The sequence below is a fragment of the Dyadobacter sp. CY323 genome, assembly GCF_021390245.1.
Classification (GTDB): Bacteria; Bacteroidota; Bacteroidia; order Cytophagales; family Spirosomataceae; genus Dyadobacter.
On record NZ_JAJUXH010000015.1, the window covers coordinates 66,792 to 87,804 of the forward strand.

The 21,013-nt window shown below is 48.9% G+C and carries 11 protein-coding genes; all 11 read left to right on the forward strand.

Annotation, left to right across the window (positions count from 1 at the left end):
- Positions 1-200: 200 nt before the first annotated feature.
- The 11 genes from LZG72_RS19975 to LZG72_RS20025 all read left to right on the forward strand — a co-directional run bounded on the left by LZG72_RS19975 (position 201) and on the right by LZG72_RS20025 (position 21,002).
- A complete protein-coding gene (locus LZG72_RS19975; RefSeq protein WP_233876402.1) occupies positions 201-3,890 on the forward strand; it encodes a T9SS type A sorting domain-containing protein in 3,690 nt (1,229 codons plus the stop codon).
- Between the two features lie 481 nt (positions 3,891-4,371).
- Entirely contained in the window at positions 4,372-4,950 is a 579-nt protein-coding gene (locus LZG72_RS19980) for an ABC transporter permease (RefSeq protein ID WP_233876404.1), read from the forward strand.
- Positions 4,862-6,613, forward strand: coding sequence for an FtsX-like permease family protein (locus tag LZG72_RS19985; protein ID WP_233876406.1), 1,752 nt, complete (start codon positions 4,862-4,864; stop codon positions 6,611-6,613). Before LZG72_RS19980 ends, LZG72_RS19985 begins: the two co-directional genes overlap by 89 nt.
- Before the next feature lie 282 nt (positions 6,614-6,895).
- Positions 6,896-7,612 carry an RNA polymerase sigma-70 factor gene (locus LZG72_RS19990; RefSeq protein WP_233876408.1) on the forward strand — a complete coding sequence of 239 codons (717 nt, stop codon included), beginning with the start codon at positions 6,896-6,898 and terminating at the stop codon, positions 7,610-7,612.
- Positions 7,613-7,668: 56 nt separating this feature from the next.
- Entirely contained in the window at positions 7,669-8,655 is a 987-nt protein-coding gene (locus LZG72_RS19995) for a FecR family protein (RefSeq protein ID WP_233876410.1), read from the forward strand.
- Positions 8,656-8,674: 19 nt separating this feature from the next.
- Positions 8,675-12,073 carry a TonB-dependent receptor gene (locus tag LZG72_RS20000; protein ID WP_233876411.1) on the forward strand — a complete coding sequence of 1,133 codons (3,399 nt, stop codon included), beginning with the start codon at positions 8,675-8,677 and terminating at the stop codon, positions 12,071-12,073.
- A 19-nt stretch (positions 12,074-12,092) separates the two neighbouring features.
- Positions 12,093-13,589 (forward strand): RagB/SusD family nutrient uptake outer membrane protein, encoded by a 1,497-nt coding sequence (locus LZG72_RS20005; RefSeq protein ID WP_233876413.1) that lies wholly within the window; start codon positions 12,093-12,095, stop codon positions 13,587-13,589.
- The gene (locus tag LZG72_RS20010) at positions 13,586-14,914 is read left to right on the forward strand and encodes a hypothetical protein (RefSeq protein WP_233876415.1); all 1,329 of its coding nucleotides are present in this window, start codon (positions 13,586-13,588) and stop codon (positions 14,912-14,914) included. The genes LZG72_RS20005 and LZG72_RS20010 overlap by 4 nt, the downstream gene beginning before the upstream one ends.
- Positions 14,911-16,245 carry a hypothetical protein gene (locus LZG72_RS20015; RefSeq protein ID WP_233876417.1) on the forward strand — a complete coding sequence of 445 codons (1,335 nt, stop codon included), beginning with the start codon at positions 14,911-14,913 and terminating at the stop codon, positions 16,243-16,245. The genes LZG72_RS20010 and LZG72_RS20015 overlap by 4 nt, the downstream gene beginning before the upstream one ends.
- 416 nt (positions 16,246-16,661) lie before the next feature.
- Positions 16,662-18,146: a sulfatase gene (locus tag LZG72_RS20020; RefSeq protein WP_233876419.1), complete on the forward strand. Its 1,485-nt coding sequence runs from the start codon at positions 16,662-16,664 to the stop codon at positions 18,144-18,146.
- 48 nt (positions 18,147-18,194) lie between these two features.
- On the forward strand, positions 18,195-21,002 hold the full coding sequence (locus tag LZG72_RS20025; protein ID WP_233876421.1) for a SusC/RagA family TonB-linked outer membrane protein: 2,808 nt from the start codon (positions 18,195-18,197) through the stop codon (positions 21,000-21,002).
- Positions 21,003-21,013: the final 11 nt, after the last annotated feature.

Sequence of the window (21,013 nt, forward strand, 5' to 3'; positions counted from 1 at the left end):
CGGCCGACCTCAAATCCGGAAGAAATACAAAAGACAGGTTCTCTGCTAAGATAGAATGAAAATGGCATTGGATGATTCATTCGTGACGAAAATTGAACAGTCTTTGGTGAAATTGTGACAATACAGAAGACTGGTAGGTAGCCATATTTGTGGCAAATGAACCAAGTAGTTCTATCACAGATTCAACAAATCCACAGCGTATGGACTCAAAACCTTTACAACAAACCAAAATTCCAGTCTTCAAAATCCTGCAGCTTCTGGCCGCAATTCTCTTCTCGGGTTTACAATACGCACACGGGCAGATTTACAGCCACAATTTTAATGGGTTTAACCTGAATACACCTCAGATCAAAAATGAACACTTTACGGCGAGCTGGTCATCCGAGGGAGGTACGGGAGGGAGCGGAATTTATGCCCGTGACAATGGGATTGCTATTGTGGGGCAAAACCATGTATATATTCTGACGCTTGCAATGACTGGAAATTACCAGACGTCCCTGAGCAGTATTGCATTAAGCTATTCTGCTGCCTCCAATCAGCCGGCTACGTTTCAGATCAAGGTGAACGAAGAAGATTATGGAAACAGTTTTTATTCAAATACCGGCAGTTTACAGGCAGTAACCCGGAGTGTAAGCCGAAACAATCTGCGTGGTACTATCACGATACGGATTGAGGTTCAAAATGGCAACCTGTATTATCAGAACTACACCACCCTCGATAATCTGGTGATTAGAGGTACAGTCTCAGAATATGATCCGGCCAGCGAGGCTGAACCGGACGAAAATGGTGTTTTGTATGTCGACAAGGATACTAATTTACCCGGAAACGGGAGTAGCTGGAACGCGAGCATCAAAGAGCTTCACGATGCGATCCGCGCTGCACAAACATTGCCGGCGGTAAAACAAATTTGGGTTGCGGAAGGAGAATACCAGCCTGCAGGCAGCGGACAATCCTTCGGTATGGTCAACGGGATCAAGATTTACGGCGGGTTTGAAGGGTATGAAACTGAGATATCAGGTAGGCTTATTCATGACAATGCCACCTATCTCAAAGGAACGGGCGCAAGTGTCATTTCCAACGAAAACATTAATAACACCGCGCTGCTGGATGGTTTCTACATTACAGGTGGATCGGGCCAAAACGCAGCAGAGACCGGCCTGGGCGGGGGAATGTATAACAACAACTCATCGCCCGTTATTGCAAACTGTACTTTTTTAGAAAATCAGACAAACGAAACCCGGCAGTCAGGCCGGGGCGGGGCGGTATATAACAAAAATTCGAATCCCGCATTTATACAGACTCTATTCCTGTCCAACAAGGCCCGTGGTACGTTGCAGGGTGAGGGCGGTGCAATATTCAATGAAGATTCCTCTCCCGTCATCACCAACTGTACCTTCACTCGCAATGAAGTGTCCGGCAGCAGCACAAGCGGAAACGGAGCGGCTATCGCCTCCACCGGCTCGTCGTCTCCCCAGATCCGCAATTGCATTATCTGGAACAATCCCGATAGCGGGCAAACCGGCGGCACAAGCAGCATTAATAATGTCGGTGAAATGACGGGCGCTCCTATTGTCGCTTACTCGCTGGTACAAGGAGGCTACACGGGCGGCGATCATATCGTTGATGCAGACCCGCTATTCGAAAATCCGGACGAAAGCAACTTTAAACAGCAACGAAGCAGTCCGGTTGTCAATGCCGGGGACCCAGCTACTGATCTTTCGCTGTTTCCAACTGAAAACGGAAGCTCCAATCCAGTGGACTATAACCTCGAAGACCGCGTTAAAAATGGCCGGATCGATATGGGGATTCATGAGGTGTTCCGCCTTACCTACTGGCATGTCAATGCGGCCGCCAGCAGCGAAAATGCCGATGGAGTTACCTGGGAAACTGCATTTCCTACATTTCAGCAAGCGCTCTCAGAAGCCCTGCCCGACGATCAGATCTGGGTGGCCAGGGGCGAATACCAGCCTGCCAGCGGGGAGTATTTTGAAATGAAAACTGGCGTCAAAATCTATGGTGGTTTTTTAGCAAATGAGACAACACTCGACCAGCGTCCGCGGCCGGTAGCCGGTAATGCGGCAATTGCAAGCGTACTGAAAGGAAATGGAAATTCGGTGATTCGAAATGATTACAATAATCTCGACTCCGAAGATCTGCTGGATGGGTTTACAATTACAGGCGGCGAGGCGGAAGAAGGTGGCGGGGTTTATAACCAATGGAGCTCTCCCACTTTTTACAATTGTTCCTTTATAAATAACAAGGCTTTGGCGAATGGCGGAGGAATGTTTCACAGTGGTGGCCAGCTGAATCTGTATTCGTGTTCTTTTATAACAAATGCGTCGGAAGGCAACGGCGGAGGACTTTATGTGCAACCCGAATTCGGCGGGACGATCCTGAACAGCGTATTTGACAGAAATAACGCAGTGTCTGCCGGAGGAGGCATCTGGCAGGATGGAGCCGGGATCTCTCTTATTAATGTGACTCTCAGCGGCAACACGGCCGAATCTGCCGGCGGGATCGCCTCTGGCGGCTCGGGAGGACTGTGGATTTTCAATTCGATCATATATGGAAACAGCAGCGGGATAGTCGGCAATGTTGAAGGAATAGAGCGTTACTTCTCACTGGTCCAGGGATTTGGAGCAAATCCCGATTACGGGAATTTGAACGGCTCGCTGGATCCGCAGTTTTCAGATGCCCTTCATGGTGACCTGACCCTTAGAGCCTGCTCACCTCTGATTAACCGTGGTAATACGGAATCTTCTTATTCAGACCTGGACAGGGCTGGTAATCCCAGGATATATAATGCCGCTATTGATCTTGGCGCTTTTGAATTGCAGTCCGTGCCGGAAGCCGGCAGTCTTTCTTCATCCGACCAAAATACCACAGAGATACTATCGGCAGGCGTGACGCCATTTGGCATCAACTGCGAAACGATAGCCTTGATTGAGCCCTTGGACGAAGAGTTGACGTACCGAATGGTAACCGTGAAAAATTACCTTGCAAGCGGGCAAACAATCATAAAGGGCAAAAAGGTTTTTGTAAAAAGACATTTTGATATAACACCTTCCAAGGAGGGTTCCGCCAACGTGACGCTGTTTTTTACCAAACAGGAATTTGATGATTATAATACTGCCTACGGAAATGCAAACAACTCAAGGATACCTGAGAACTTAAAAATTGTGCAATATCACGGTACCAGCTCAACGGGAGAACCTGAAAGCTATACGGGCAAGATGGAAATCATTAAAGACATACAGGTTCAGCTCAATACCGAGGGAACGATCTATGCGGTAAAGTTTGCGGTCAGCGGATTTAGCGGATTTTTCGCAACAGGTCAATCCGAGGCTGCATTACCAGTCACGCTGGCAAGTTTTGAGGCTGCAAAACAGGAAAACCACGCATTGTTACAATGGACAACTTCTGCCGAAACCAATAGTAGGGAATTTGAAATTCAGCGAAGCGTGAATGGGAAGCAATGGCTGATAATCGGCAAAGTCGCCGCATCCGGCGAAAGCAGCGTTTCGATACCTTATTCATTCACAGACCATCAGCCGGAACGCACCACCAATCTGTACCGACTTATGATGATCGATGCCGACGAATCTTATACATACAGTAGTATACGAGCAGTGGATTTCACAGGAAATCTCTCGGCATTCTTGTATCCAAACCCAGCTGTCCAGAACTTTAAGATAAATCTGGCAAAAGAGCAGCTTGAACAAATTTCAGCATTTAAAATTTGCGATCAGCAAGGAAAAACGGTCCTTCAAAGCCGCATCACCTCCCATGCACAGGTGGATGTTTCGAGCCTGAAGTCGGGAAGCTATATGGTCATTATCAATTATAAAAATGGTGCAACCCGTAGCGAAAAGGTAGTTATCGCCAGGTAATGCCTGGTTTGAAGCAACTTTTTTGCCTGCGAGATCGCCCTGAAAGAAAGTACGGACCGGCGGTGTTAAAACTCAACGCTTATTACACTTCCGGTCCTTTATTCCCCCTAGATATGCCAATTTAAGCTGGTCAAAGCCAAATGCTCGCCTTCCATATTTTAAGAGCGGTACACCTGCCCTACACGGCTGAAATCCAATTCCCGTTTTATAAAGGAGCCATACCCGGCTCCTTTATTTATTAGCCAATCACAAGTAGATATATCGGTTTTTTATTTTATATATAATAAACCTTTATATTATTATTTCGGCTAATTATCACAGTCTATGCTCTTACATTACCTAACACTTTCCTTGCGCCGCTTGTGGCGGCAGCGTCAGGTTAATATGATACGCGTTTCGAGCTTAGCGCTTGGACTTGCAAGCGGCCTGGTGATTTTTGGTCGTGAATTACATGTTCAGCTTTGATCGCCATCATCCCAATATGGGCCGGTCCTACTGGGTGGTGACAGACATAAAAAGGGAAAATACAATGCAGACCGACGCCGCGCCGCGCCCACTGGCAGAAGTGCTGCGCCGTACATATCCATTTGTGGAAAGCGCGACCCGGCTAGAAACGGTTTTCGGTCGTACTATCAGCGTTCCGGACACGAAAAACGGATGGATAAAGAAGTTTAATGAAGCACGTAATGTGTGCTTTGCCGAACCCCAATACTTCAATCACTTTGCAGTCGAATGGATCTCAGGGAATCCGCAAACCGCTCTGAAAGTACCAAACACCATTGTGATCAGCGAGCGGTATGCCCGTAAGTACTTCGATGATGCCCAACCGTTGGGCCGCACATTGCGACTGGACAACCGTGTAGACCTGACCGTGACGGGAATCATTAAGAAATCCGCCGGCCAACACCCAGCTTCGTTACGATGCATTGATTTCGTATGCTACAATCCCAGGTCTGGAAAACAGTGGCAGCATGCAGGATTGGGAAGGCCTTCAAAGCATGTGCTTTGTGCTGCTGCGCCAGGGAACCAATCCCGGCCAGCTGGTAACTGCATTGGATGAGGTCCGCAAGACAAGCTTGCCTGCAGAGAAGGCGGCACAGTTCGCCTATCACATGCTGCCCCTGGCGGACCTGAACCATGAGCGCAGCGGAATGGCGCCGCGCCCGGTCTTATATGCCCTGATTGCAGTCGGGTTGCTTTTAGTATTTGCCTCCTGCATCAATTACATCAACCTGGCTACTGCCCAGGCGTTGCAACGAGCGCAGGAAGTAGGCGTTCGCAAAGTCGTCGGCAGCAGTCAGTTCCAGCTCATCAGGCAATTTATGCTTGAAACCCTCATGCTAACTGTTTTTGCGGTGGTTATATCATTAATGCTGACCCAAATGGCAATGCCGCTGGTAAACCAGACATTAGCCAAACAGGTTGATATGCTTCATCCGGCAATCTCCATATTGGATTTGTTGCGGCCAATAAGCTTGCAATGGTTCCTGATCCTGATTGCTGGCGTGGTCCTGCTGGCAGGTTTATACCCGGCCTGGGTATTGTCCCGATTTAATCCAACCCAGGCACTGGCCGGTCAATTGACAATACGCAACGTGGGAGGCTTTACAATCAGGAGAACATTGATAACCGGTCAATTTGTCCTCTCGCAGTTGTTTTTGATTGTAGTACTGGTAATTACCGCGCAATTGAAACACATGCAAAGAGTCGATTGGGGTTTTCGTCATGAAAACAAGCTTACCGTCTGGCTTTCGCCACCTAACCCGATCCCTTACAGTCAGTTAAGTCAAAGCTGGTTGCAGTTACCGGGTGTGACCAGTGTGACTTATGCCAGTGATCCTCCGGCTTCTCCCTATAACCGCCCTACCCCATTCAGCTTTCACATTTCCTCAAAACCTGAGCCGTTCGAGACGCGGCTGCGGGCAGCCGACGAACATTATCTGTCTGCATTCGGATTAACCCTCGTTGCCGGCCGCAATTTCCAGTCCGCCGACACGACCGCACAGGAGGTGCTCGTGAACGAAACGCTTGTCAGGCAACTCGGGGTTTCACCGGGTACTGTTATTGACAAACGGATGCGACTGAAAGATGCTGACGGGATTATTGTAGGTGTTGTAAAAGATTTCCGGAGCGGGGATCTGCACCAACCCATTATGCCTGTGACTATTGTCCACGACCTGGGACACACCACAATGGCCGTGCTCACCTTATCGCCCGCTCATCCGCAGACAACATCCAAAGCGATTGAGAAAGTATGGGATGAAATCATGCCGCATCAGGTATACAAGGCAGATCATTTGGATGAATTATTGGGATCATTTCTTGACATGGAACGATTGCTGGCTGGCTTCGTACAAGCTTTTGCCCTTATCGCAATGGCCATGAGCTGCCTTGGACTTTACGGATTGGTAACCTTCATGGCCGACGGCCGTGCCAGGGAAATCGGGGTGCGACGTGTGCTGGGTGCCCGCACCGTACAACTGCTATGGATATTTGGCAGAGAATTTGGACGGCTTATAATCATTGGCTTTCTCATTGCCGCTCCACTGGGCTGGTGGCTGACCGGAAGTTGGCTGCAGCAATACGCTCACAGGATTACATCAGGTGTGTGGCCGCTTGCCGCAACGCTAGGGATCACAGCACTAATTACCGCATTAACCGTTCTCGGACATGCCCTAAAAGCAGCCATGCAAAGCCCTGTCAAATATTTCAGGGGGCAGTGACTCCACCCGGGTGTCTGCGGGCATCTGCCATGCGGCCCAAATCCCTCTGACCGCAAGTCCACCGTTTATCTGCATCCTTCATCATAGCCAGGTTGGGTTGCTAACCGATCCCACTCGTTCCGCCGGTGATAACTCTTAGGCGACACTACCTATGTATCTGCTTTAGGAGCAAGAAAAAATTATAAATATTATTTGAATTGACTAAGTACCGAAGCAATATTATGTGTCTTACTTATTAGAATGAGGATTTTTAACGAAAAAACGGTTTAAATTAAGGTTGATATGCCGGACTTGTTTGGGTTACCACCATCAGATGACCACAATATCTCATTTCTCGGGGTGTTGAAATCTGAAAGCGAGAATTTTGAAGCAGTGGACAGAAAGTCGGAAAACTCGATTGTGGACTCAGAGATTTTCATTCGTAAAGCTTTTGAAACGGATGTGGCATTGGGCTGTAAATTGTTATTTCAGATCTACTATAAAGCGCTTTGTAATCATGCGGTGCGTATTGTTTATTCCCGCGAAGTAAGTGAAGATATTGTGGCAGATGTGTTTTGCAGCTTTTGGGATCACAAAGCCTATGAACAAATCAACCGGTCCTACCGCGCTTATCTGGTGACAGCCACCCGAAACCGGTGTTTCAACTACCTCAAACGGTCGCGTTACAAAGATCTGCCCATTGAATCGGCACAAGATCAGGAGGCTTCCGCCTCTAACCTGCCCGAGCGGATCATGCAATACGCCGATCTGAGCCGAAGAATCGAAACACTGGTCAGCAGCCTTCCCCCGCAATGCCAGAAAATATTCATCATGAACCGTTTCGAGGGTAAAATGGCAAAAGAAATTGCGCTCGACCTCAACCTTTCCACCCGAACCATCGAAGTGCAGATCGCCAAGGCGCTAGCGGTCATCAAGCTGGGACTGAAAGACTATTGGCTCGAACTCTTAATTCTGGTTCAATCCACTTTTTTGTCCGGCCATTCCTGGATTTTGACGTAGCGGATACGTATCCAGGTCGCTGCGAATGTCTCATAATTAGGGCGTGTAAATAAGAAATGATGTTAGTGATAAATAAATCTCAAATATTTGAACATTTCGCGGGGCGCTCAACTTCCCTGCTGAAACGACAGATTGAAATCTGGCTGCAAACCGAGGCCAACCAAGAGCTGTATTTTCAATGGCTTATTGAGTGGGAAAACAACTTTCCTGTTTACGACCCCCAGATCGAGGAGCCACTTAACAGATTTAGTCAATACATGGAAAGTGGGTTCCGTGACCTGCAACGGGCGCATTTAAAGGAAAAACGTTTTCTACCTTCCCGCTGGCTTGCTGCTGCCGTAATGATTTTGGCAATCTCCACAAGCGCTTGGTTTGGCAAAGATTATATTCAATATCAAACTTTTGAGACCGGCTACGGCGCTACCAAAACGGTCGCATTGCCCGATGGCAGCACGGTGACCTTAAATGCAAATTCCCGCCTTCGCGTTCCCAGGTTCGCTTTTGGAAAACGATCCCGCGAAGTCTTCCTGAAAGGTGAAGCTTATTTCGTTGTCAGTCATAAAAAAGACAACATGCAGTTCCGTGTGGGGACACCCAAAAACATGGACGTGATCGTGCTCGGAACCGAGTTCAATGTGTATGCCCGTGAACAGGATACCCGTGTCATGCTGCACAAAGGAAAAGTAAAAATCAATTACCCATTTCAAAATTCGGTCAGGGAGGTCATGCTCAAACCAGGTGATTTGATCGGCTACAACAAGAAGGCAGTGCCGGAGATCAAGTCCAATGTCGAGACCGACCGCTACCTGGCCTGGAAAGAACACCGGTACATTTTTGAAGACATGACTTTAAGCGAGTTTGGCCAGCTCCTCACCGAAAATTATGGTCTTCATGTGGAAATAGAGAACGACGAACTGGCGTCGCGCACCCTGGTAGGTTCCTTCAAGGCCGAGAATTCCGAGGAACTTCTGGCCTCAGTGACAGAGATTTTAAATCTGAAAGTAACCCGGAAGGGCAATACCATTTTACTCCAAAGCAATTAACCAATCACCCTTTTGATCTATGAAACACCCGTTACAAAAACTATGGGTAGGGATTCTTATACTCTTACTCGTTCACCAGCCGCAGGCGAACTACGCTCTTTCAGCACAGAAAACCCGGACAAGCGTGGACCTGACTACAACTCAGCCCAACAAAAAGCTCAGGGATGCCTTGCAGGAATTAAAAAAGAAATACAAGGTCGATATCCTTTTTGAAGGGAGTTATGTGGACCTGATTACCGTACCAGCTACTGCGCTGGATTACAATGAGGTATTTGAAGAAAATCTAAAAAAGGTCCTGAGCACTACTACCCTTCAATTTAAAAAAGTAAAAAACGGCACTTACCTGATTTTACAGCCTAAAAATGATCCCGGTAAAGATCCCTCGCAAAGTGCAGCCGAGCCGCATCAGACCATTCCTGACCAGGCCTCAGCACCTGGTGCAATCCCGGTGAAGACAGCGGCAACCCAGGTTACCGGCCAGGTGAAAGACATAAAGGGGGAAGGTATTCCGGGCGTCAACATCATGCTGAAAGGTACCGGCCAAGGCACGATCACCAACTCCGATGGCTTTTTTTCGCTGGATGTTGCGAATGAAAAAGACATTCTGACCTTCTCGTATATAGGTTACGTAACGCAGGAAATGGCTGTGAATGGTCAAACGCGGTTCGAGGTAGTATTGAAAGTGGATGAAAAAGCACTCGATGAGGTGATAGTGGTAGGCTACGGAACGCGTACAAAAAGCTCATTAACCGGCTCCATTGCATCTGTTAAAGCAGAAGAACTGAAAGTAACGCCCGTAGCAAACCTCGCGCAAGGCATCCAGGGCCGGGTAGCCGGGCTGGACATGCGGCAAAATTCGGGAACCCCCGGTGGCAATATCAGCGTCCGGATTCGCGGTACCAACTCCATTAATGGTACTTCCGAACCACTTTATGTGATCGACGGCATACAGATTTCGGCCACATCGGCGGTCAATGCGGCCAACCCGCTTTCGCAGATCAACCCCTCCGACATTGAGTCTGTGGAAGTGCTCAAAGATGCTTCGGCGACGGCCATTTACGGGGCCCGGGGAGCGAATGGCGTCGTACTGATCACCACCAAACGCGGCAAAGACGGAATCACCCATGTTTCTTACGACGGGTATGTAGGCCAGCAGCAAACCACGCAAAAGATGGGTATCCTGAATGCCTCCCAATTTGCCCGGCTCGAAAATGATACGTACACTTCCTCACCCATTTACCCCGATCCCGCCAGCTTGGGCGCAGGAACGAATTATCTGGACCTGATCTTTCGAAAAGCGATCATTCAGAATCACCAGCTGTCAGTGACCGGCGGCAACAACAAAACGCAGGTTGCGATTGGCGCCAACTATTTCAGTCAGGATGGTATTATTAAAAATACGGATTACAACCGGTATGCGCTCCGTGCCAACATCGACCACCAGATCAGCGACCGGGTTAAAGTTGGTACCAGCCTTTATTATACCATTACCGGCGAGAACCGTTCCAGTGCGGGCGGCACGGCTGTAAATGTAACCAGTGCCCGCGAGGGAATTTTAGGCCGCGCGGTAGCCGCACCCCCTACCCTTTTACCCTACCGCGCGAATGGCACTGTTTTTTCGTTTGCCGACCAGTTCAGCGGACGCTACCGCGAAACCGTAAACCCCATGGGCGAGCTGGCTAAAAAGAACTACAACAGCAACAACCGGCTTTTGGGCAACCTATATATTGACGTTAATCTATTCAAAGGTTTATCCTACCGCGCCAGCTTCAATGCCGACATCACCTCAGGTCTGCAGGAGCTTTACTCACCCCGATCCATCATCGACTCCATTTCACTCAACAACCCCAATGCCGTAAACGGGAGCGCAGCAAACAACAGTTCCTACATGAGAACGCTGCTTCATGAAAGCATTCTTACCTACAAAAATGTGTTCGGAAAACTCCATGCGGTGAATGCGACGGTGGTTTATGCTACTCAGGCCGATGTACTGCAGACCAACAATCAGACTGCCTCCGGCTTCGGCAATGACTTTACCGAAAATTGGTCGACGTCCAATGCGACCGTCTACGCCCTGTCTTCATTTCGCAGCAAGAGCAGCCTTAATTCCTACCTCGGACGGGTCGGTTACGGTTTCAAAGACCGCTACTTCCTGGACCTGACTGCCCGGATTGACGGTTCCAGCAAATTCGGCGCTAATAATAAATATGGCTTTTTCCCGGCGGTATCAGCGGCCTGGCGAATCATTGACGAAGACTTTATGAAATCCGTCGAGTTTGTCAGCGACCTGAAACTACGGGCCAGCTACGGGGTAACGGGAAACGCGGGGGCCATTGGATCGTACCAGTCGCTGGCAACCGTGAGCGGCCAGGGATACAACTACAATTTTAATAACAATGTGCAGACTGGCATTAACCCAAGCGGCATTGCTAATCCTGACCTGAAATGGGAACAAGCCACGCAACTTGATATCGGCATAGACCTGGCTATTTTCAACAATCGCCTGGATGTGGTAGCTGACTATTATCACAAACGCACGGACAACCTGCTTTTTACCAAAGCAGTACCCATGTCATCGGGCTACACGACGATCACGGGAAATTATGGTTCGATCCAGAATAAAGGCATTGAGTTAGGCATCAGCGGAAAAATCCTGACCGGTGCATTCAAATGGGAAGCGTCGGGAAACATTACTTTTAACAACAATAAAGTACTCGCGCTGGATGGTATCCAAAACGAGCTGGCTTTGTCCAGTTACTCTCTTTTGAAAGTCGGCTATCCATTGGGCATTTACCGGACGTATATGTTGGATGGTATCAACCAAACCGGAGAGGCATTTTTGCCTGGATATGATGCGCGTACCGGTGGGTTTAAGATCAAGGATGTCAATGAAGATGGGAAAATCAGTACCGATGACCAGGTGATTGTCGGGAATGCACAGCCCAAATACTTCTTCGGCTTTTCGAGCTCGGTCAAATACAAGAATTTCGAGTTGAGCGGTTTTTTGCAGGGGGTGCAGGGAAGTCGCCTGTTCAACGGGTTCCGCTTTACGTTTGAGACGCCATCCGGGCAGGTCAATTTGCTGGAAGGGACTGCTAACCGCTGGACGGCTGCCAATCCCAATAACGAATACGTAAAACCCGCGCAGGGCACCAACCTGCCTGTTGGAGACCGCTGGGTGGAGGATAATTCGTACCTGCGGGTCAAAAACCTGACGCTGGCCTACAACTTGCCCCGCTTCAAATTCAGCAAAGGCATCCGGGTGTATGCCAGCGGAAACAACCTGTTCACTTTTACCAAGTACCAGGGTTGGGACCCGGAGTCCAACAATTACGCCAGCGCCAATGCGCTCTTCTACGACAATGGCACTTACCCGGCCGCCAAATCGTATGTGATCGGCCTTCAATGCACATTCTGACCCTTAAACCCCAGACATTATGAAACGATATTTTGCAAAATCCATCCTGACAGCGTCTGTTGTCATATGCTGCGCCACAGGCTGCCAGACATTGGATGAAGAGGTATACTCATCGGTTATCACCACCAACTTTTACAAAAGTTCGCAAGATGCTGAAGCGGCATTAACCGCCGCCTACGGCTCCATTAACGATCTTTTCGATCAGGCCCCGCTTGTTTTCGCATCCGATTTTGCCGGGGACCAGCTTTGGGTAAAACCCGTTGTGGGCCGGAACGTATTTGCATTGTATAGCTACGACACCGACTATTCCGGCCCGAAAAGCTTTGGCAGGACCGCCGAAAGTCCCTATGGATTATGGCAGTTTTGTTACAAAGGCATCGAGAATGCCAATTGGGTAATTGAAAAAGTACCGTCGATCAGCATGGAAGCTACCCGCCGGGACGCGATTGTCGGAGAAGCGTTATTCCTGCGCGCATTATATCATTTTATGCTGACCAAAAGCTTTGGCGACGTGGTGATCCGGCTCTCGCCAAGCAAAAGCGAAACCGACGCGCTGGTCGGTAAAAGCCCAAAAGCAGAAGTATATCAGCAGATTTTCAAAGACCTGAATGAAGCCGCGGCCAAATTACCTTCGTATTCAGCCACAACCGTCAAAGGAAGGACTTCCAAAGAGGTAGCAATCGGGTTTTATGCCAAAGCTGCCCTTTATGCCGAGGATTGGACGGCTGCCAAAACAAAAGCAGTGGAAGTGATCAACTCCGGAAAATATAAGCTGGTGGCCGATGTTCTCGACATTTTTAATGTAGAAAAAGAGGATCTGGCGCGCCAGGAAAATATGTTTGCTTTTGAAGGCGACAATAGTACCCGGGCGCGGGGCACCACACTAATGGGCTTCTGCGGTCCGCCCAACAGCTCGGGCCGGGATTACGGAAATTCCACTTTCGGCTCTATTTTCGCCTTTCAGGCCTTTTTCGACTCGTTTGATCCAGCCGACAAGCGTCGGCAATTGATGGACACTACCTATATCAGCGTTGCCGGAAAATTAGTACATCAAAAGGATATTACACCTTACACTCCGAAAGGTGTTTTGATCAAAAAATACATGGACAGGAACTCTGTCGGCGCAAAGGGACGCAATAATGTGCCTATGTTGCGACTGGCCGACCTCTACCTGATCGCCGCCGAAGCCGAAGCCCGGCTGAACGGGCCTACACCACTTGCGTATCAGTACATCAATGCCATTCGCAGCCGGGCAGGACTGGCCAACCTGAAAGCCGGACTAAGTAAGGATGATTTTATCAATGCGGTTTTGCAGGAGCGCAGCTGGGAATTTTTTGCAGAAGGCGACCGCTGGTATGACCTGACGCGCACCAATCAGTTTTTAACCATTATCCCAAAGGCTGTGAACGAAGTATATCCCGTGCGAACGCCCCTGGCCAAACACAGATATTACCCGATCCCGCTGGACGAAATCCGGGCAAACCCCAAACTCGAACAAAATCCGGACTGGCAATGAGGCAGCCCGGAACGAACTTAGGAATGGGTACAATCGTGGTGTTGCTTTGGAGCATCTGCTCGATTGGGCAACCGGCGCCTGATTGGTCTGCTCAATCGGGCGTCCGCGATAGCCTTAATATGGAAAAAGCCCACCAGGAAATATGGCGTAGGTTTGTAGATGAACATTCAATTCTGCTTGATTTCACAGACTCAAACGGCAATTTCGCAAGACCTACCGCGGATGAATTCCGGCAGAATAAACCCAATGCATTGGGTTGGTGGACGCCCACCGAAAATGGGGCTATGTTTAACGGGCTTTATCTTGACGGCATCTGTCAGCGGTGGCTGCACAGGCATCAGGAAACGGACCGCCTCAAAGCCAGCAAACTAGCGCAGGGGCTTTTGCTGCTGGCTTCCATTGGTGACACGCCGGGTTTCATTGGACGCGGGCTGGCTACCGACGGTAAAACTCCCCCATCCATGGGATCCAACGACCAAACCTCTCCCTGGTTTTACGGACTTTGGCGTTACCTGCACTCCGATATGCCCAGCCCGGCTGAACGCAGGCAGATTATTTCCAAAATGGAGGAAGTCGCAAACATACTGCTCTCGACAGGCTGGCGGATCCCTACAACTTCTTATGCACCGGCGCGATTTCGAAATACGTTTGCGACCTTCAATTGGGAGGGAGCCCCGCGCATGTTGTTCATCCTGAAAGCCATGCACCAGCTAACCGGTGAGGCTAAATGGGATAGGCTTTACAAAGAAGCTGCATTTGAAACCGGTGGAGAGCCCCGGCGTAGCCGTATCCGGATCTGCTCGGAGGGAATGCAATTTGATATCCCAAAACAGTTTCGATGGACGGGGATATCAAGCACGGTGGACCTGCGGGCTTTGTGGGAAATGGAAACGGATACTACACTGCGCCTGGCCTACGAACAGGGATTGAATGCCAGCGCACGCAGTGCCGCGGTGGATATTGTTCGCTGGCACCGGTTGGACAACAACGACCTGAAACCGTTCCTTCACGATTGGCGAAGTCTGAACCAATGGTGGAAACCACAGCATAGCGAGCAGGACGCACTCGATGTATCGCAGGTGCAGTTGACAGAACTGGTCAGACTGTCGCCGCGACGTAACCAGGAACTCGGATTTGTTCGTGAACCTTTGTGGATGTCCTGGATTGTAACACTGGCCCCGGATACTAGTTTGGTAGAAAAGCACCGGGCGGAAATGCTGGGCGCAATTGGGCATTTCCGCTACGATAAACTTTATTATTCCCAATTTTTTCCCGCAGAAACGGTTTGGTTCCGTCTGCAAAAGAAAGCAACAAACTCAAAATGAAGATATATTGCTATCCGCTGGTTTTGATCATCAGCCTATTCGTATTTCCGGCCAGTGGACAATCGAGCGTAAAGCGTCCTGAAAATGCATTGGAACAGCAGATCGAGCTGGCGCGGCTGGAAATCAACAAACGCTTTATTGATCCTAAATTCGGCATTCTCCTCGACTATGCCGGCAAAAATGGGGAAAACTCCCTGCCTACTCCGGAAGAATGCAGGGATGATAAACCCAATGGCTTGAACTGGTGGGCACCCATGGAAAACGGTGCATTTTTCAATGGCATTTACCTCGACGGCTTGTGCAACCGCTGGAAGGTAACTACTAAAAAAGCGGACGAGCTCGAAGCCCGAAAAGTTGCCCGCGGACTAGTCAAGCTGGCCACAATTGGCAGCGTACCTGGATTTATCTCCCGCGATGTCGCTTCCGACGGCAAAAGCCACCATGTATCCGGTTCCGACGATCAAACCGGCCCCTGGTTTTACGGGATGTGGCGGTATGTCAAAAGCGGTATTCCAGACCAGGAGGAAAAAGAAAAGCTGGTTAGACTCATGGTAACAGTCGGCAGTGCGCTGGAAGCACGCAACTGGCAGCTTCCCTGCGACCGCGAAGGTTACGGTTTCCGGGGTAACCTCACCGACAAAGGCTGTCGCATAGCAGTACGGTTACTATTCATTTACAGGGCCCTGTATGATGTGACCAACGATCAAAAGTGGCTCGACGGGTATCACCGGCGATTGCTGGAAGTCCCGGAAGGCGATTCACTAAACCGCCTCGAACTGTGCGCGCGGGGCATCCCTTATGAAACCACCCACCCGGAAAAAGGCAATATAACGGAAAACCATTTCTGGATTACAGGCATTTCCCAGGCCAATCTGAAAGCACTGGTGGAGATGGAACAATCAGTTGAACTGCGTGAAAAATTTAGGCAGGGACTCAATATCACCGCCAAAAAAGCCGCCCTTCATTTATCACAATACAAAAACTTCGACAATCAGCACGATAAGGCATTCACCGAAAACTGGCGGTTACTGAACCCTTTATGGAAACCGCAGCCCAACATCTCTGCAACTTTGAAACTGGCCTTGCAGCAAGTCCGCGAATGGGACAAATTATCTCCTGCCCGCGGTTATGAAGATAAATACATGCGCGAACCACTCTTCGCTTGTTGGGTAGTACTCTTGTCGGGTAACAAAACACTCATTCATGAGCACGAATCTGTACTGAGAAATGCGCTCATGCATTATGATTGGAAACAATTGCATACATCCCGGTTCTTCGTGGTGGTTCCCGCCTACTATGAGGCCATTATGAATGGAACGCTCCAAAGATAGTAGAGGCTACTTCTATCATCCGGCAACAAAAGCGGACCGCGTATACCTTTCACCGTTCGATTTAGCCCCCACTTTTATCCCGCCTTCATGAAATAATAATGTTAAAATTTCACATGAATGATTCTGTACCTGACAATTTTTAACTTACTTTGTCCATCAGTTAAGTATACTATTGTTGACATAGCTTAATACCAAATCCTGAACACGATGATCTGTAAATTTCCTTCCCTTACTGTCCCAATAAGCCCTACCATAGACGCACCCGCAGGGTGTTGAAGTTGTAAAGCATACTTCCGCGTCAAGAATTTCTGACTTTTCGATTTACAATCGATTCCTGTCCGCTCATAAAAGCGGGTTACACTGGTATGCTCATCACTGAACACGTATGCAAATTAAAACTACATAACCCATAGATTATGGCTAACAAATTATTTACAAGCATCTTTTTTAAAGGCATCAACAGGATTCTATGCATTCATGGCTTGCTGGCATTTGTCATGATGAGCATATTCCTGATCGTACCCGTCTCTGCCCAAACAACAGCGGAGCGTCCCAACATCATCTTTATCTTGTCAGATGACCACAGCGCCCCATTTTTGGGCACATATGGGAACAGGGACCTTAAAACCCCGAACATCGACAAACTCGCCAAAGAGGGTATCCAGTTTAACCGTGCATACACCACCGCGCCGCAATGCGTGCTGTCCCGCGCCTCGATGATGACCGGCCGCTCGGTCATTGATATCCGAATGAGCCGCTTTTCTGCTCCTCTGTCGGCTGGTATCGTTACCTATCCCGAGCTGCTCCGTAAGTCGGGCTATTACACCGGCATTGCCGGCCGCACCTTTCACCTCGACGGCGGCGCTACCCCGCCTGAAACAGAGGAAGTTTTCAAAAAACACAACCTGCGTACTTTCAAAAACCGGGTGGACTTTCTGAAATCCGGCTCCGATGATAATGCACTGGTGCAGTTCAAAGAGTTTGTGTCGCAGGTGCCACAGGGAAAGCCGTTTTTCATTCAGGTGGGATATAGCGACCCGCATCGTGTATTCGATGCAAAAGACTTTGAGCCCGATCCTGACAAGCTTACCATTCCGCCGGGAATGCCCGATACTAAGGCATTGCGGGAAGATCTGACTGGCTATTTAGGAGAAATACAGCGGCTCGACAAAAACATAGGATTGCTGCTCGATGAAATTGAGAAAAGCGGGTTATCAAAAAATACGCTGATCGTTTTCATGGGCGATAATGGCGGTGCATTGCTACGGGGAAAGGGTACATTATATGATCTTGGAATTCATGTGCCGTTGATCGCTCGCTGGCCTGGAAAAATCAAGTCCGGCTCCAAATCAGAATCTTTGATTTCGGGAGAAGACCTTGCCCCTACTTTCCTGGAAATTGCCGGAGTGGAAATACCAAAGGAAATAACCGGTAAAAGTTTCAGGGCGACATTCAATGATAACACCGCCGCACCAAGAGAATATGTCTACGCAGTAAGGGGCGCGCACGGTTCGGGCTTGCCGACCAATACCGGAGCTTTTGACCTGGGTCGGACGGTCTTTAATAAGAATTACAAACTCGTTTATAATGCACTTTGGCAATTACCTTATTTCCCGGTTGATTTTGCAGGTCAGCCTTTTTGGAAGGAGCTTTCGGAGCAGCATAAATCGCGAAAACTGGATCCGCAGTATTCGAAATTGTTTTTCGAAGAACACCGGCCCATGTTTGAAATTTTCGACTTGAAAAACGATCCCAACGAATTTAATAACCTTGCCGGAAAACCCGAATTCGCAGCTGTAGAAAAAGATCTGAAAGCACGGCTGCAGGAATGGATGATCGTGAACGAAGACTATCTCCCATTACCTATCCCACCCTCCGGCGGGCCCAGAAAAAGTAAATGATCATTTACTAAAAAGCATACAAGCCATTACTCACAAAGAATAATTTCAATGAGAAAGTTTCTACTTCCCTGGCGAAAAGCCTTTATCCTTTTCGCCTTCTTATCCGGAATCTTACCCGGCATTTCCAAGGCATTTCAGGCAACTGGCAATGGAGATACATTATCTCAAAATCCGGTAGAAATTCCGCGCCGGTACCTGCCAGTGAATGTACCTGTTCTTTTTGGGGAACAAAGCAGAATCAGGCTCGTACAGTCGGTGGGTTATCTGGATGGGAAAAGGCTTGAAAGTTCGCCGGTTACCTCTTTAAGCAATGCTTTTGCCGGACATTTGGCGGGCTTGAATTCCATCCAGTCGAACGGTGCGCCGCGTTATGACATTCCCGGTTTACAATTAAGAGGAAAGTCGCCTTTGATTATTATTGACGGAATCCCGCGCTACAACGAAGTATACAATGAGCTTTCCCTCAATCCCGAACAAATTGAATCGGTCACACTGCTGAAAGACGGACTTTCCACGGTAATGCTCGGCAACCGTGCCATGAACGGAGTGCTTATGATTACCACCCGGAAAAAGAGTGTTACCACCGGTTCCAATGTATCGCTGACCGTGCAGCGAGGCGTGCAAACGCCGATCGGCATGCGAAAAGCACTTTCATCTTTTGACTATGCATCCCTATATAATGAAGCGCGGGTCAATTCGGGCCTTGCCCCGGTTTACAGCCAGGAACAATTAACCGCCTACCGAAATGGAACCGATCCGTTTCTATACCCGAATGTGGATTGGAATAAAACAGTTTTACGCGACAATGCCCCCCAAAGCCGATACACCTTAAATGCTTCCGGGAACTATACCAATGTGAGGTATTTTCTGTCGCTGGATTATCAAAACCAGAAAGGTTTGTTCAGGGAAGATGCAGCCAATTCATACGGGACCAATCTGGATTATACACGATACATTTTCCGCTCCAATATCGAAATCAATGTAAACAAAAGTCTCACGGCCAATCTGTACCTGATCGGAAATATTCAGGATTACATTCAGCCCGGAGTTGGTTATCAATCCATATTCACAAGTCTTGGCTCCACACCCAGCAACGCGACGCCGGTCCGCACTTTCATGGGTTCATTTGCCGGGACAAGGCAATATTCCAAAAACCCGTTTGCAGAGGCCGTTGGGACTGGTTATTTGAAAAACAATTTGCAGGGTTTGGGGGTAAATGTAGGTTTAACCCAAAAAACGGACAAGATCATCAAAGGATCGTTTGTAAAAGCAGTTTTGTCTTATTCCCCATCGTACGAACAACAAATCAATCGTTCCAAAAACTATAATGCATATTACTACCCGGTCACGGGCGACACCAGTAATGTGCTGCGGGTTAATGCGATTTCTGAGCAGCCAAATTCGTCTACCATCGAGGCCCGGTCGCAGCAAACCTACGTGGAAGTTTCCACCGGAGTGGAACGCCACTGGAATAAGAACGATTTGAATGCATTGATCCTTGCCAGTCACAATAGCAATCAGTTTAATAACGATCTGTCGGAAATCTATCAGAATGTAGCGGCGCGTTTTTCTTATGGTTTTGATAAAAGATTCAATGTAGAACTGGCCGGTGCATACAGTTCCAACAACCGTTTCGCACCCGGCAAAAAGGCCGGCTTTTACCCCGGCGCAGGTGCCAGCTGGAATGTGGACCAGGAAGATTTTTTGAAGGATAATGCCTTTTTCGACGAACTAAAACTCCGCGTTTCCTACGCCAAAGTCGGGCATGCAGATCCGGGCTATTATGCCTGGCAGCAAACTTATGCGGGTGGCAGCGCCTACATGTTCGGTACCGGCGCAACCAGCACGGGCTCCATTGCACAAGGCGCGATCGCAAATCCGGACCGGGTTACCGAAAAAGCAAAAAAGGCCAACATCGGCGTCGATCTGGCATTCAGCAAACAACGCGGCTGGCTGAGCATCGACTATTTTAACAGCAGCGAGTACGATCTTTTGCAGCTGAGAGGCGATTCCTCCGCATTATTCGGAAACACCTACCCGCTCGAAAACATCGGCAAAAACCGCTACTCAGGCATTGAACTGAATGCAGGCTGGGCAGCGACGGCGGGCAAGCTGCGTTACTCCATTTCAGGTAATCTGTCGACCGTAGCCAGCAAAGTGATTTTCAACGACGAGCCACAGCAGGAATTCTCGAACCTACAAAGAACCGGACTACCTGTATCCCAGATCAGAGGCTACGTATCCGAAGGTTTTTACGGAACTGGAAATCTGAATGCAGCCAGCATCGAAGGCTTTACACCCTCGGAAGGCGACGTCAGGTACAGAGACCTGAATGGCGACGGGGTCGTTAATGCGCTGGATCAAACCATTATCGGCAATGACAAACCGCTGCTTTACTTCGGGGCCGATCTCCATCTTCAATACGCAGGATTTGATCTGACGGTTCTCTTCCAGGGAATTCAGAACCGGGATATCCTTACTTCCGGCAACTACCAGTTTCCTTTTAGCGACAACGGAAGAGGCCAGGCTTACGACTATCACCTGAACCGTTACACGCCCGGAACCGCCGCAACTGCCACACTTCCCAGGGTAACCATTCAAAATGAGGTGAACAATTACCTGACATCCTCCTTGTATGTACGGAACGGCGGATTTATCCGGTTGAAAAATTTGGAGCTGGGTTATTCGCTTCCTGCAAAAATACTTGCCGCTGCCCGGATAAAAGGTCTGCGCCTGTTTGTAAATGCCCAGAACCTGGCCACGTTCTCGAAATACAAAGATTCCGATCCCGAAAATTACACAGGCCTGTATCCTTTGCAGCGCGTGCTTAATGGTGGTTTATCCGTAAAATTTTAAAAGGCAATCGA